Genomic DNA, 14,760 nt, shown 5'->3' with positions numbered 1-14,760 from the left:
GGCGCGGCTCAGCCGAGCGCCCGCTCGACCTCGCGGGCCAGCTCCGCCGCCTCGCGCGGGGCCAGTGGCTGACCGGCCGCGTCCGTGACGTAGACCGTGTCGACCGCGTTCGCGCCCAGCGTCGACACATGGGCGCTGCGCACCCGGACCGCGCTGCGTTCCAGGGCGTGGCCGATGCGGTGGAGCAGGCCGGGGGCGTCCTGGGCGCGCACCTCGATCACCGTGGCGAGGCGGGAGTCGGCCGGGGCGACCGTCACCCGGGGCGGCGGGGCCGTCGTGCCGCGCCGCCGGGGGCGGGCCGCCTCGCGCTCGGCGAGGCGGGCGGTGAGGTCCAGGGTGCCGTCCAGGGCGCGTACGAGGTCGGCGCGGAGCCGGGCCGGGTCGGGCAGCGAGCCGTACTCGGCGGCCACCCGCCAGCTGAGCAGCAGCACGTCCGCGTCCCCACCCGGCCCGGCCGGCGGCTCCGCGGCGCGCAGTTCGGCGGCGCGGACGGTGAGGCGGTGCAGGGCGAGGACCCCGGCGGCGGCAGGCAGCACGCCGGGCCGGTCGCGGAGCGCGATGAGGAGTTCGGCGCCGACCGGCTCGGGTGCGCCCTCCTCGTGCGGGGTCTCCGGCCGGGTGCGCAGGGCGAGTACGGGGCCTCCGGTGCGCCGGGCCTCGGCGGCGAGGCGTTCCTGTTCGGCGTCGGGGGCGGCGGGCCCCGGTTCCTCGGGGGCCCCGCCGGCCAGGAGCAGCGCGACCCGCCCGACGAGTCCGGCGACGAGGGATGCCCGCCAGGCGGACCAGGCGGCGGGCCCGGTGGCCAGCGCGTCGGCCTCGGTCAGGGCGTGCAGCAGCTCCAGGGTGGCCGGGGTGGCGACCGCGTCGGCGACGGCGCGCACGGTGGCCGGGTCGTCCAGGTCGCGCCGGGTGGCGGTCTCGACGAGCAGCAGGTGGTGGCGGACGAGGGTGGCGACGACGGCCACGTCGTGCGGGTCGAAGCCGATCCGGGCGGCCAGGTCGCGGGCGACGGCCTCGCCGGCGACGGAGTGGTCGCCGGGCCGTCCCTTGCCGATGTCGTGGAGCAGGGCGGCGACGAGCAGGAGGTCGGGGCGGCCGACGCGGCGGGTGAGCGCGGAGGCGCGGACGGCGGTCTCCACGAGGTGGCGGTCGACGGTCCAGGTGTGGACGGGGTTGCGCTGGGGGCGGCAGTGGACGCGTTCCCAGCCGGGCAGCAGGCGGGTGATGAGCCCTTCGGCCTCCAGGGCCTCCCAGACGGGGACGGTGGCCGGTCCGGCGCCGAGCAGGGTGACGAGTTCCTCGCGGGCTTCGGCCGGCCAGGGCACCGGGAGCGGCCGGGCGGCGGTGGCGAGGCGCCGTACGACGTGGCGGGAGAGCGGAAGTCCGGACTGGGCGGCAGCGGCGGCGGCGCGCAGCAGGAGCACCGGGTCGTGTTCGGGGCGGGCGGTGCGGGCGAGGACGGCCTCGCCCTCCGCCTCGACCACGCCGTCGGCGAGCGGGGTCCGTTCGGGGGTGCGGCTCCGTCCGGCGCCGGGCAGGGCGCGCGGCCGGGGCCGGGCGGAGCGGGCGCGCAGTACCCGGTCGACCTCGCGCCAGGTGACGTCGGCGGCGTAGGAGACGGTGCGGGCGGCCTCGTAGACCCGGCGGAGCAGGGCGTCGGCGTCGGGGAGGCCGAGGGCCCGGGCGACCTGGTCCTGTTCCTGGAGGGCGAGCCGGTCGGTGGCGCGGCCGGTGGTGAGGTGGAGGGCGTCGCGGGTGTCGAGCAGGGTGCGGCGGGCTTCGGCGAGTCCTTCGCGGGGGGCGTCGGCGAGCCAGGAGGCGGCGACGGCGCGCAGGGCGGTGGTGTCGCGGAGGCCGCCGCGGGCCTCCTTGAGGTCGGGTTCGAGGAGGAAGCGCAGTTCTCCGGCGCGGGCGGCGCGGTCGCGGCAGAGTTCGCGCAGGGCGGGCAGCCGGGCGGGGGCCCGGTCGCGCCAGTCGGCGAGGGTCGCGGTGCGCAGGGCGGCGACGAGGTCGCGGTCGCCGGCGACCGGCCGGGCGTCGAGGAGTCCGAGCTGGACCTTGAGGTCGGCTGCGGCGGCCTTGCGGGCCTCGGCGGGGGTGCGGACGGAGTGGTCGAGGGCGAGGCCGAGGTCCCAGACGGGGTACCAGAGGCGGTCGGCGAGGGCGGCGACGGCCGCGGGGGCGGCGGTGGTGTCGTGCAGGAGGAGGAGGTCGAGGTCGCTGCGCGGGGAGAGTTCGGCCCGGCCGTAGCCGCCGACGGCGACGAGGGCGGCGCCCCGGACGCCGGTCTCGGTGCTCGCCGCCGTGAAAAGGGTGGTGAGCCAGTCGTCGGTGAGGGCGGCGAGGGCGGTGCGGCGCGGCGCCCCGGCCCGCTCCTTCTCGTGGAGGAGGCGCAGCCGGGCCGCCGCGTAGCCGCCGGGTGCCGGGTCCGGGGATGCGGATGCGGTGGTGGTGTCGGTGTGCGTCACCCGGCTGCCCCTTCCGTGCGTGGAGCCGTGCGGATCGTGGTGTCCGTTCAGAGGGCGTCCGGGCCGCGTTCGCCCGTACGGACCCTGACGGCGGTCTCGACGGGGACGCTCCAGACCTTGCCGTCGCCGATCTTGCCGGTGCGGGCGGCCTCGACGACGACGTCGATGAGCTGTTCGGCGTCCTCGTCCTCGACCAGGACCTCGACGCGGATCTTGGGGACGAGGTCGACGGTGTACTCGGCGCCCCGGTAGACCTCGGTGTGGCCGCGCTGGCGGCCGTAGCCGCTGGCCTCGGTGACGGTGAGGCCCTGGACGCCGAAGGCCTGGAGGGCCTCTTTGATCTCGTCGAGGCGGTGGGGCTTCACGACTGCGGTGATGAGCTTCATGCGTCCACCTTCTTGTTGGCCTGGGCGGCGGGTGCGGCCGGGGTGCGGCCGCCGGTCCGGGGGGCGGCTCCGCCGCCCGCGCCGCTGAAGTCGTACGCGGTCTCGGCGTGTTCGACCTGGTCGATGCCGGAGACCTCGTCGTCCTCGGCGACCCGCATCCCGATGGTCCTGTCGACGGCGAGGGCGAGGAGGGCGGAGACGACGAGGGAGTACGCGAGGACCGCGAGGACGCCGACGGCCTGCTTGCCGAGCTGGTCGAACCCGCCGCCGTAGAGGAGGCCCTTGGCGTCGGACTGGACGCCGCCGGTGGCGAAGAGGCCGACGAGCAGGGAGCCGATGACGCCGCCGACGAGGTGGACGCCGACGACGTCGAGGGAGTCGTCGTAGCCGAACCGGTACTTGAGGCCGACTGCCATGGCGCAGAGCACTCCGGCGATGGCGCCGACCGCGATGGCACCGAGCGGGCTGACGGCGCCGCCCGCCGGGGTGATGGCGACGAGTCCCGCGACGGCTCCGGAGGCGGCGCCCAGGGTGGTGAAGGAGCCGTGGCGGAGCTTCTCGTAGCCGAGCCAGGCGAGCATCGCGGCGCCGGTGGCGACCTGGGTGTTGACGAACATCACCGCGCCGACGCCGTCGTCGTTGCCGAGCCAGGAGCCGGCGTTGAAGCCGAACCAGCCGAACCAGAGCAGTCCGGCGCCGAGCATGACCAGCGGCAGGCTGTGCGGGCGCATCGGGTCCTTCCTGAAGCCGACGCGCTTGCCGATGACCAGGATCACGCCGAGTCCGGCGGCTCCGGCGTTGATGTGGACGGCGGTGCCGCCGGCGAAGTCGATGACGCCCATCTCGTACAGCCAGCCGCCGGCGCCCCAGACCCAGTGGGCGACCGGGAAGTAGACGACGGTGACCCACAGCGTGATGAACAGGGCCCAGGAGGTGAACTTGACCCGGTCGGCGAGGGCGCCGCTGATCAGGGCGGGGGTGAGGACGGCGAACATCAGCTGGAACACGGCGAAGACGTAGACCGGGATGGTGTAGCCGTCCCAGAGTTCGGTGACGCCGATCCCGCTGAGGCCGACGAAGTCCGGGCTCCAGCCGATGACGGAGCCGGTGTCGGTGCCGAAGGCGAGGCTGAACCCGTAGAGCACCCACAGGACCGAGACGATCCCGAGGCCGATGAAGCTCATCATCAGCATGTTGAGGGTGCTCTTGACGCGGACCATGCCTCCGTAGAAGAAGGCGAGGGCCGGGGTCATGAGCATCACCAGGGCTGAGCAGATGAGCATGAAGCCCGTGTTGGCGGCGGACAGCGTCGGGGCGTCTGCGGCAAGTGTCGTGATGCCTGGGGGCATCGGCGTCTCCTCGTCGTCGGTGCGGTGCGGCTGGGTGACGAGAGTCGCGCGGTGCCGTTTCGGCCGGTGCGCCGTGATGTTTCGCCGCAGTGACGAAGGGGAGCGACGTGTTACGTCCCCATGAAGCGCGGGTGGCGCGTCCACGGGGACCGGCCACGGCGATCACCCGGTGACCTGGCAATGGGGGGAGCCGAAGTCGGTCTGTGCTGGGTGATCGTCGTGGCCGGGGTATACGGGGCCCGTGGTGGCCGGGTCAGACGGCTTCCACGGTTTCGGGCAGTTGCTCGATGAGGAGTTCGGTGAGCCGGGCGACCTCGGGGACGTCCCCGTAGTCGCGGGCGGCGGTGTCCACGGTCTTGCGCAGCCGGGTGTTGACGCGCTCGGAGCGGACCTTCTTGGCGACGCGCAGCGCCTGCTCGGCCGGCACCGTGCACTCCTCGGGCTCGCCCTTGAGCAGATGCACGGTGGCGAGGCCGATGAGGTTGAGGGCGTAGGAGCGCTGGTGCTCGTCGTCCTCGCCGAAGAGCTGGACGGCCCGCCGCATGACGGGCTCGGCGAGCGAGGCGTACGTGGGGCTGCGGCCCGCCACGTAGGCGAGGTCCCGGTACGAGTGGCTGTTCTCGCCGTTCAGCTCCGCCTCGGAGAAGAAGCGGATCCAGTCGGGCTCGGGCTCGCCGTCGACCCCGGCGTCCAGGAAGGTGTCCTCGGCCATCCGGACCGCCCGCTTGCACTTGCTGGGCTGGCCCATGTTGGCGTAGGCGCGGGCTTCCATCGCGTACAGCATGGCCTGGGTGCGCGCGGTCGCGCAGTCGCGGCTGCCGTACTGGGCGAGGTGGATCAGCTCCAGGGCGTCGTCCGGGCGGCCGAGGTGGATCATCTGGCGGCTCATGCTGGACAGCACGTACGAGCCGAGCGGCTTGTCGCCGGCCTCCTTGGCGGCGTGCAGCGCGAGCACGAAGTACTTCTGGGCGGTGGGCTGGAGGCCCACGTCGTAGCTCATCCAGCCCGCCAGCTCGGCCAGTTCGGCGGCGCAGCGGAACAGGCGCTTGGAGGTGGCGGCCGGCTGCGGCTCCTGGAGCAGGTCGGTGACCTCGTGGAGCTGGCCGACGACGGCCTTGCGGCGCAGTCCGCCGCCGCACTGCGCGTCCCACTGGCGGAACATCGCGGTGGTGGATTCCAGCAGGTCCAGTTCGGGGCCGGAGAGCCTGGAGGGGCGGCGGGACGCGGCGGGTTCCGGTTCGGCGGCGGGGGCGGCCACGACGGGCACCAGCCAGCGCTGCATGGGCTCGATGAGGGCGGGTCCGGCGGCGAGGGCGAGGGAGCTGCCGAGGAAGCCGCGCCGGGCGAGCATCAGATCGCTGCGGGAGAACTCGCTGAGCAGGGCGACGGTCTGCGGACCCGCCCAGGGCAGGTCCACCCCGGCTACGGAGGGTGCCTGGTGCGGGGTGCGCAGGCCGAGGTCCTCGACGGCGACGACGCTGCCGAAGCGCTCGGAGAACAGCTCGGACAGGATGCGCGGGATGGGCTCGCGCGGCTGCTCGCCGTCGAGCCAGCGCCGTACGCGGGAGGTGTCGGTGCTGACGTGGTGGGCGCCCATCTGGCGCGCCCGCCGGTTCACCTGTCGCGCCAGCTCGCCCTTCGACCAGCCGCTGCGCACGAACCACGAGCCCAATTGCTCGTTCGGGCGCTTGCCGGCATTCGTCTCGCCTGCGCCGCTGCCACTCACTGGAACGCCCCCATCCCGCCGAATCCTGTCGCGCGAAGCACTGTCAGAACGCCGCGAACTCATGTTTCCCGTACGGGCGTTGCGCCCGATCGAACAGAAAATCGGGATGCCTGCGGCATACCCGTGGGCGCACATACTTCCATGGTTCGTGTACCGACGGTAATCCTACGATCACCGGCTCCGCGAGGCCCTTTGCGCAATCGCCACCATTCGCCACCCCTTCGATTGAACGCCACCGGCGCGGGTCGCGATTCACTGGACCGGGCGATCGGTACGGGCGCGAGGAAGCGTCCGGGGGCGCGCGGGCGGTCGCACGCTCCGCTTCGTAACCACCGGCGAGCCGGACCCGTTGGAGGGGGCATGGGCTTCACGATCGGCATCCGCGAACTGCGTACCGGTGCGCGGCGGCGTGCCCGTGCCACCACCGGGATCACGGAGGTGGCGGAGTACACCGGGCTGTGGGGCTGGGCCGTCGTGCCGGGCGCCCGCGTCTCGGGCGGCGTCTGCTCCTGCGGGGACGGCGGCTGCCCCGCTCCGGGCGCGCATCCGCTGGGCTTCGCGCGGGAGGTGCCGGCCGGGGCCACGCTCGACGCGGTGGCGCGCGCCTGGGCCGAGGTGCCGGGCGCCGCGGTGCTGCTCCCCGCGGGCCGCTCGTTCGACGTGCTGGACGTGGCGGAGGCGGCCGGGCGCCGGGCCCTGGTGCGGATGGAGCGGATGGGGCTGCCGCTGGGCCCGGTCGCGGTGACCCCGCGGGGCCGGGCGCAGTTCTTCGTCGCGCCGGGTGCCGCCGACGAGCTGCCGGGGCTGCTGTACCGGATGGGCTGGGACGACGCGGGGCTGGATCTGCGGGCGCTCGGGCGCGGCAGCCACATCACCGCGCCGCCCTCCGACTGCGGCGGGCACGGCCCGGTGCGCTGGCTGCGGCCGCCCGGTCTGGACGGGGCGGCTCCGCCCGAGGCGCGGCTGCTCCTCGGCACCCTGGCGTATCTGTGCCACCGCTGGGCGGCGCCGCTCGGCTGAGCCGCGTACCGGCCCCGTTCCGGCGCCCCCGAGGGCGGTCCCGTACCGGTTTCGGAACGGCCGTGGGCCCGGCCATGCGGCCGGGCCCACGGGTGGCTGTGCCGGAAGGGGTCAGTCCCCGATCAGGGCGTCCACGAACGCCTCCGGCTCGAACGGGGCGAGGTCGTCCGGACCCTCGCCGAGTCCGACGAGCTTGACCGGGACGCCCAGCTCGCGCTGGACGGCGATCACGATGCCGCCCTTGGCGGTGCCGTCGAGCTTGGTCAGGACGATGCCGGTGATGTCCACGACCTCGGCGAAGACCCGCGCCTGCACCAGGCCGTTCTGGCCGGTCGTGGCGTCCAGGACGAGCAGGACCTCGTCGAGCGGGCCGTGCTTCTCGACGACCCGCTTGACCTTGCCCAGCTCGTCCATCAGGCCGGTCTTGGTGTGCAGCCGGCCGGCGGTGTCGATGAGCACCACGTCGGCGCCCTCGGCGATGCCCTCCTTGACGGCGTCGAAGGCGATGGACGCCGGGTCGCCGCCCTCGGGGCCGCGTACGGTGCGGGCGCCGACGCGCTCGCCCCAGGTCTGGAGCTGGTCGGCGGCGGCGGCGCGGAAGGTGTCGGCCGCGCCGAGCACGACGCTGCGGCCGTCCGCGACGAGCACGCGGGCCAGCTTGCCGGTGGTGGTGGTCTTGCCGGTGCCGTTGACCCCGACGACCATCACGACGCCGGGGGTCTCCAGCCCGCCCTCCGTCTGCACGGCGCGGTCGAGGTCGGTGCCGAGCTGGGTGAGCAGCTCCTCGCGCAGCAGGGCGCGCAGCTCCTCGGGGGTGCGGGTGCCGAGCACCCGGACGCGCTCGCGGAGGCGCTCGACCAGCTCCTGGGTGGGGGCGACGCCGACGTCGGCGGTCAGGAGGGTGTCCTCGATCTCCTCCCAGGTGTCCTCGTCCAGGTTGTCCCGGGACAGGAGGGTGAGGAGCCCCTTGCCGAGGGTGTTCTGCGAGCGGGCGAGGCGGGCCCGGAGCCGGACGAGCCGGCCCGCGGTGGGCTCGGGGACGTCGAGCGCGGGGGCGGCGGGCGCCTCCGGCTCCACGGGCTGCGGCGCGGCCTCGGCGGGCGGGGCCGAGACGTCCTCGGCGGTGCGGCGCGATTCCTCGCGCGGCTCTTCGGTCTCCTCACCGGCACGGGGCTCGGCGGGAGGTGTGAGGGTCGGCGTGCTCGACGGCGTCGGGGGCAGCTGCTTCTTCTTGCGGCTGCTGACCACGAGCCCGCTGATCACGCCGACCGCGACCAGGGCGATGACTACAGCAAGGATGACGAATTCCATAACCCACCCAGTATCGGTCACCCGCTCCGGCAAGCGGGGAACGGTCAGCCCATCTCCTCCAGCGCCTTGCCCTTCGTCTCCTTCACGAACTTCAGGACGAACGGGATCGAGAGCGTGGCGAAGCAGGCGTAGATGATGTACGTGCCCGACAGGTTCCAGTCGGCGAGGCTCGGGAAGCTCGCGGTGATCGCCCAGTTGGCGATCCACTGTGCGGAGGCGGCGACGCCGAGCGCGGCGGCCCGGATGCGGTTGGGGAACATCTCGCCGAGGAAGACCCAGACCACGACACCCCACGACAGGGCGAAGAAGAGCACGAACACATGGGCGGCGACCAGCGCGACCGCGCCCTGTGCGGTCGGCAGCTTGCCGTCCACCAGATCGGCGGAGAAGGCCCACGCCTCGAAGGCCAGCGCGACCGCCATGCCGCAGGAGCCGACGAGGGCGAGCGGGCGGCGGCCGACCCGGTCCACCAGGATCATCGCGATGACCGTACCGATGATGTTGACGATCGACGTGGTGAACGACCAGAAGAACGAGTCGGTCGGGTCGATGCCCACGGACTGCCAGAGCGTCGCCGAGTAGTAGAACGCCACGTTGATGCCGACGAGCTGCTGGAACACCGAGAGGCCGATGCCGACCCAGACGATGGGAAGGAAGCCGAAACGGCTGCCGAGCAAATCCTTGAAGGTGGACTTGTGCTCGCGGCGCATCGCGGTCTCGATCTCCGCCACCCGCGCGTCGAGGTCGACGCCCGTGCCCTCGACCTCTTCGAGGATCTTCCGGGCCCGGTCCCGCTTGCCCACCGAGAGCAGGAAGCGCGGGGACTCCGGAATCGCGAAGGAGAGCAGCCCGTAGAGGACGGCGGGCACCACCATCACGCCGAGCATCCACTGCCAGGCCTCCAGCCCGCCGATCTTCCCGCGCTGGTCGCCGTCCGCGATCTGCAGGATGCCGTAGTTGACGAGCTGGGAGATGGCGATGCCGATGACGATCGCGGCCTGCTGGAAGGAGCCGAGCCGGCCCCGGTAGGCGGGCGGCGAGACCTCGGCGATGTAGGCCGGGCCGATCACCGAGGCCATGCCGATCGCGAAGCCGCCGATGATGCGCCACATCGCCAGGTCCCAGAGCGCGAACGGGAGCGCGGAGCCCACGGCGCTGATGGTGAACAGGACGGCGGCGATCTGCATGCAGCGGATACGCCCGATGCGGTCGGCGATCCGGCCGGCCGTGGCGGCCCCGATCGCGCAGCCGATCAGGGCGATGGCGATCACCTGGGCAAGGGTGCCGGAGCCGATGTCGTAGCGGTGCCGGATCGCCTCGACAGCGCCGTTGATCACGGAGCTGTCGTAGCCGAACAGAAAGCCGCCCATGGCGGCGGCCGCGGTGATGAAGATGACATGACCGAGGTGGTCCGGATGGGCCGTACGGGCCCCGGAACCCGGTTCAGGTCCTTGCGGTGCACTGCTCACGTAAGACCTCCCTGGGGCCGGGCGCCGCGGCATCGGACATGGGTGAACTGCTCTCAAGTGGCGCACATCTTCGGCCCCGCCACCACTCGGCTACCCCGGCCCTCAGCGAAGACGCTGGCTGATCACCTTCGAGACGCCGTCCCCCTGCATCGACACCCCGTACAGCGCGTCGGCGACCTCCATCGTCCGCTTCTGATGGGTGATCACGATGAGCTGCGAGCTCTCCTGGAGCTCCTCCATGATCCGGATCAGCCGCTGGAGGTTGGTGTCGTCGAGCGCCGCCTCGACCTCGTCCATCACATAGAACGGGCTCGGCCTCGCCTTGAAGATGGAGACCAGCAGCGCCACCGCCGTCAGCGACCGCTCGCCACCGGACAGCAGGGAGAGTCGCTTGACCTTCTTGCCCGGCGGCCGGGCCTCCACGTCCACACCGGTGGTGAGCATGTGGTCGGGGTCGGTCAGGATCAGCCGCCCCTCACCACCGGGGAACAGCCGTGAGAAGACGCCCTCGAACTCGCGTGCCGTGTCCCGGTACGCCTCGGTGAAGACCTGCTCGACCCGCTCGTCCACCTCCTTGACGACCTGGAGGAGATCGGCGCGCGTCTTCTTCAGGTCCTCCAGCTGCTCGGAGAGGAACTGGTGCCGCTCCTCCAGGGCCGCGAACTCCTCCAGGGCGAGGGGATTCACCTTCCCGAGTTGCTGATACGCCCGTTCGGCCGACCTGAGCCGCTTCTCCTGCTCGGCCCGCACGAACGGCCGCGGCCGGTTGCGCGGATGCTCCGGGTCCTCGGGCAGTTCCTCGCCCTCGGCGGGCGGGGACGGCGGCACCGGCTGCTCCGGCCCGTACTCCGCGACCAGCCCGGCCGGTTCGACGCCCAGCTCCTCCAGCGCCTTCGCCTCCAACTGCTCCATCCGCAGCCGCTTCTCGGCCCCGAGCACCTCGCCCCGGTGCACCGAGTCCGTCAGCTTGTCCAGCTCCGCCTTGAGATCCCGGCCCCGCAGCCGCTCGGCCGCCAGCTCCCGTTCCCGCTCGCCCTTCGACGCCTCGGCCGCCGCCCGCTCCCGCTCCGCCCGTACGACGGACACCTCGACATGGGCCAGCAACTGGCGGGCGCCCGACGCCACCGCCGCGGCCACCTCCGCCTCGTGCCGCAACCGGGCGCGGCGCCGCTCGGCCCGTGCCCGCGCCTCGCGCTCGGCACGCGCGGCCCGGTCCAGCGAGTCGGCACGCCCGGCGAGCGCCTTGACGCGCTCCTCATGGGTACGGACCTGGAGGCGGGCCTCCATCTCGGTCTGGCGGGCGTTGGCCCCGTCGGCCGCGAGCCGGTCGCGCACGGCGGTGTCCGGTTCGTCGTCGGCGCCGTCCCCGGCCGCCTCCTCGGCCACGAGCAGCCGTTCGGCCAGCTCCTCGGCCTCTTCGGTGGCGTGCTCCAGGGCCTCCTGGGCGCGGGCGGCCGACGCGTCCATGCGCTCGGCCTCACCGGCGGCGCCCCGTGCCTGGCCGGCCAGCCGTCCGAGCTGCTGGGCCACCCCGGACCGCTCCCGCTCGGCGGCCCTCCTGCGCTCCCCCAACTCCTCGACGAGCGCCGCCGCCGCAGTCCGCCGCCCGGCCGCGATCCGCTGTGCCTCGGCCAGTTCGGCGCACCGCACGGCCAGGCCGGACAGCTCGGCGGCCGCCTCGTCCACGGACGCCCGGACCTCCAGCAGGCTGGGCGCTCCGGCGGACCCGCCGTGCGCGAAGTGGGCGGAGAGCAGGTCGCCCTCGGCGGTGACCGCGGTCAGTCCGGGGTGGGCGGCGATCAGGTCCTCGGCGTCCTCCAGGGTGGGCACGACCACCATGTCCCGGACGAGCCGGTGGACGGCGGCCAGCAGTTCGGCGGGGCCGCCGACCAGTTCGGCGACGGCGGGGGTGCCGGCCGGTGCCACGGGCCGGGGTGCGCCGTCATCGGCCCGGCGCACCCCGCCGAGAAGCAGGGAGGCGCGGCCGGCGTCCTGTTTGCGCAGCAGCCGGATCGCCTCGGCCGCCGTGGCCGGGTCGGTCACCGCGACCGCGTCCGCCGCGGCGCCCAGTGCCGCCGCCACCGCGACCTCGTGGCCCGGCGCCACCGTCAGCAGTTCGGCGGCCGGGCCCAGCAGTCCCCTGAGCCGGTCGCGGGCCCCGAGCAGCGCCCCCGTGCCGTCCTTGCGCCGCAGCCCGAGGGCGAGCGCGTCGTGCCGGGCGGCGACGGCGGCGCGCTGCCGTTCGGCGGCGGTGGCCTCCTCGCGGGCGCGGGAGAGCTCCGCCTCGGCCTCCTTCAGCTCGCGCCGGGCCGCCTCGTGCCGTTCGCCGAGTTCGGTGTCGCCGGCGTCCATGCCGTCGACCTCGGCCTTCAGCTGCTCGTACTCCTCCTGGGCGGTGACGGCCCGCTCCCGCGCCTCGTCGCGCGAGGCGGACAGGCGGTCGATCTCCGCCTGGGCCGAACCGGCGCGGCTGCGGGCGGCGTTGACCTGGCCGTTGAGCCGGGCGAGGCCCTCGCGGCGGTCGGCGAGCGCGCGGGCGGCGTCCTTGAGCCGGCGTTCCTCGGCCGCCAGCGCGTTCTCCAGCTCCTGGCGGTGGGCGGCGGTGTCGTCCAGGGCGTGTTCGGCGGCCTCCAGGGCGGCGGTCAGCTCGGCCTCCTGCTCGCGGATGCGGGCGGCCTCGCGTTCCAGGTCCTCGGGGTCGCGGCCGCGGCGCTCCTCCTCGGGCGGGGCGGTGGCGCTCTTGACCCGGGCGTCGGCCAGCGAGATCGTGCCGCGCACCCGTTCGGCCAGCTGCGAGAGCTCGTACCAGGTCTGCTGGGCGCGCTGGAGCCGGGGGGCGAGCCGGCGCACCTGGTCCTCCAGTCCGGCCTCGTGGGCGAGGGCGGCTCCGAGTTCCGTCTCGGCGGCCTCCCGGCGCCGCTTGAGCGCGGCCTCGTCGGCGATCTCGCTCCGCAGGGCGGTGCGCAGGGCGACCAGGTCGTCGGCGAGGAGGCGCAGCCGGGCGTCGCGCAGGTCGGCCTGGATGACGGCGGCCCGGCGGGCCACGGCGGCCTGCCGGCCGAGCGGCTTGAGCTGGCGGCGCAGTTCGTCGGTGAGGTCCTGGACCCTGGCGAGGTTGGCGCCCATCGCGTCCAGCTTCCGCAGCGCCTTCTCCTTGCGCTTGCGGTGCTTGAGGACGCCGGCCGCCTCCTCGATGAAGGCGCGGCGTCCCATCGGGTCGGCGTGCAGGACGGAGTCGAGCTGGCCCTGTCCGACGATGACGTGCATCTCGCGGCCGATGCCGGAGTCGGAAAGGAGTTCCTGGATGTCGAGGAGGCGGCAGGTGTCGCCGTTGATCTGGTATTCGCTGCCGCCGTTGCGGAACATGATCCGCGTAATGGTGACTTCGGCGTACTCGATGGGCAGGGCGCCGTCGGAATTGTCGATCGTCAGCGAGACCTCGGCGCGGCCCAGCGGTGGCCGGCCGGTGGTCCCGGCGAAGATCACGTCCTCCATCTTGCCGCCGCGCAGGGATTTCGCGCCCTGTTCCCCCATGACCCAGGAGAGCGCGTCCACCACATTGGATTTACCCGACCCGTTGGGCCCGACGACGCAGGTGATTCCGGGTTCGAAACGCAGGGTCGTGGCGGAGGCGAACGACTTGAAACCGCGCAGGGTCAGGGCCTTGAGGTGCACGCCGCCGGACTCTACCTTTCGCTCTCGGTTTCACCGATGAAGGTGCAGGGCACATCAGACGGTAAGGGAAGGGGTGTAAGTCCGGGCGGGAGCTGCGCGGGGCGGTACGAGGGGCGGGGAGAAAAGAAAGAAGGGACGCCGAAGCGTCCCCTGTGATTCCATGGGCCAGTGGTCGCCGCACACATGCCCGGTCGCGCGGCATGCGTCTTGCGTGCGGCGTGCGTTACTGGATCGACGGTGCGTTACGGGATCGACGGGCCCGGCCGGACTCGGTGGGCCCGGTCACTCGGCGAGCCCGGTCAGGTGAGCGCCGGCTCCGCCTGGGGTACGTCGATGTCCATGCTGTCGAGCAGCGACTGGTGCTGGGCGGCGGCGTTGAGCGCGTCGTTCTCCTGCTGAATCCGGACGAGCTCGGATTCGAGGTCCTGGACGCGCTGCTGAAGCCGTCGCATCTCGGCGAGGAGTCGCGGGTCGGAACCGCCGACGTAACCGAGAAGCGCCTTTGCCATGATGGATGGTCCTCCACAATGAGTGACCGACCGATGCGGTGTGGGTCGTGAGGGATCGCACCCGCGGTGCTCGGCAGTGCTCTGTGTCACTGCTGTTCTGCTGCCTACCAGCTCTACCGAACAGCTAAGGTGCGCGGGGTTTTCAGAGTCTCACCAAAAAGTTTGACGGTCAACACGATCACACCCTGCGGAGCCGGGCGCCCCTGGGGCACACGGCTCGACGATCATGTGGTGCGACTCCTCCACGGGGCCCTCGCGGGCGGGGAGATCATCCGTTGGGCGGCAGCCTGACACGCCGGTCGAATCTTGGCAACCATCCGAACATTCCGCAGGTCATTTCGGGTGCGGGCGCGGCGGGGGCCCGTGCCGTCACCCCGCGCCGCGCATCGAACACGGGCCGAACACGGACCCTTTCCGCAGCCGGATTCCGGGGGCTCTCAGCGGATCGCGAATCCGTCGTATCCCCCGCGCGGCGTGTCCCATATCTCAGTGACACCGTCCACGCGGCCGGGTGTGTCGTCGGAGCGCAGCCAGTCCAGGAGACGGTGGCAATTCTCACGCCGGCCCTCCGCCACGACCTGTACCCGGCCGTCGTCGAGATTGAGGGCGAAACCGGTGAGGCCGCCGATCTCCAAAGCGTTTGCCCTGGTGAACCAGCGGAACCCTACTTGCTGTACTCGGCCGCGTACCCAAGCGGTGAGTCGTACATCTTCGTTCATGCCCGAACGCTATCCGTCGAATTGCTCGCGGAGCACTTCCCGGCGAATCCCCATGGCGTACAGTCCCCTCGCACAAGCCTCACTCGTACGGGTGAGCGTGGTGGCGTCGAAAACGACGTCCAGGTCGT

At 73.1% G+C, this 14,760-nt stretch carries 10 protein-coding genes; 1 reads left to right on the top strand and 9 read right to left on the bottom strand.

Features of this window, described 5'->3' with window-relative positions; translation table 11 throughout:
• Positions 1–8: 8 nt before the first annotated feature.
• The 4 genes from OG710_RS22510 to nsdA form a co-directional block, all read right to left on the bottom strand.
• Positions 9–2,468, bottom strand: a complete 2,460-nt coding sequence (locus tag OG710_RS22510) for a [protein-PII] uridylyltransferase (RefSeq protein ID WP_330240920.1) — start codon at positions 2,466–2,468, stop codon at positions 9–11.
• Positions 2,469–2,515: 47 nt separating this feature from the next.
• A complete protein-coding gene (locus tag OG710_RS22505) occupies positions 2,516–2,854 on the bottom strand; it encodes a P-II family nitrogen regulator (protein WP_330240919.1) in 339 nt (112 codons plus the stop codon).
• Positions 2,851–4,203, bottom strand: a complete 1,353-nt coding sequence (locus OG710_RS22500; RefSeq protein WP_330240918.1) for an ammonium transporter — start codon at positions 4,201–4,203, stop codon at positions 2,851–2,853. The genes OG710_RS22505 and OG710_RS22500 overlap by 4 nt, the downstream gene beginning before the upstream one ends.
• A gap of 253 nt (positions 4,204–4,456) precedes the next feature.
• A complete protein-coding gene (nsdA, locus tag OG710_RS22495) occupies positions 4,457–5,929 on the bottom strand; it encodes a transcriptional repressor NsdA (RefSeq protein ID WP_330240917.1) in 1,473 nt (490 codons plus the stop codon).
• Between the two features lie 360 nt (positions 5,930–6,289).
• Between nsdA and OG710_RS22490 the strand changes: the two genes are divergently transcribed.
• Positions 6,290–6,949, top strand: coding sequence for a bifunctional DNA primase/polymerase (locus OG710_RS22490; protein ID WP_330240916.1), 660 nt, complete (start codon positions 6,290–6,292; stop codon positions 6,947–6,949).
• Between the two features lie 111 nt (positions 6,950–7,060).
• Here the strand turns inward: OG710_RS22490 and ftsY are convergent, their stop codons facing one another.
• From ftsY to OG710_RS22465, 5 genes are all read right to left on the bottom strand, one after another.
• On the bottom strand, positions 7,061–8,260 hold the full coding sequence (gene ftsY, locus OG710_RS22485; RefSeq protein ID WP_330240915.1) for a signal recognition particle-docking protein FtsY: 1,200 nt from the start codon (positions 8,258–8,260) through the stop codon (positions 7,061–7,063).
• 44 nt (positions 8,261–8,304) lie between these two features.
• The gene (locus OG710_RS22480) at positions 8,305–9,762 is read right to left on the bottom strand and encodes a sugar porter family MFS transporter (RefSeq protein ID WP_443064286.1); all 1,458 of its coding nucleotides are present in this window, start codon (positions 9,760–9,762) and stop codon (positions 8,305–8,307) included.
• Positions 9,763–9,831: 69 nt separating this feature from the next.
• Positions 9,832–13,404 carry a chromosome segregation protein SMC gene (smc, locus tag OG710_RS22475; protein WP_330240913.1) on the bottom strand — a complete coding sequence of 1,191 codons (3,573 nt, stop codon included), beginning with the start codon at positions 13,402–13,404 and terminating at the stop codon, positions 9,832–9,834.
• Between the two features lie 299 nt (positions 13,405–13,703).
• Entirely contained in the window at positions 13,704–13,913 is a 210-nt protein-coding gene (locus OG710_RS22470) for a hypothetical protein (protein ID WP_239225823.1), read from the bottom strand.
• Between the two features lie 437 nt (positions 13,914–14,350).
• Entirely contained in the window at positions 14,351–14,632 is a 282-nt protein-coding gene (locus OG710_RS22465; protein WP_111338455.1) for an acylphosphatase, read from the bottom strand.
• Positions 14,633–14,760: the final 128 nt, after the last annotated feature.

Source organism: Streptomyces sp. NBC_00525 (assembly GCF_036346595.1).
In the GTDB taxonomy this organism is placed as follows: domain Bacteria; phylum Actinomycetota; class Actinomycetes; order Streptomycetales; family Streptomycetaceae; genus Streptomyces.
This window is presented reverse-complemented; position numbering and strand designations above follow the sequence as displayed.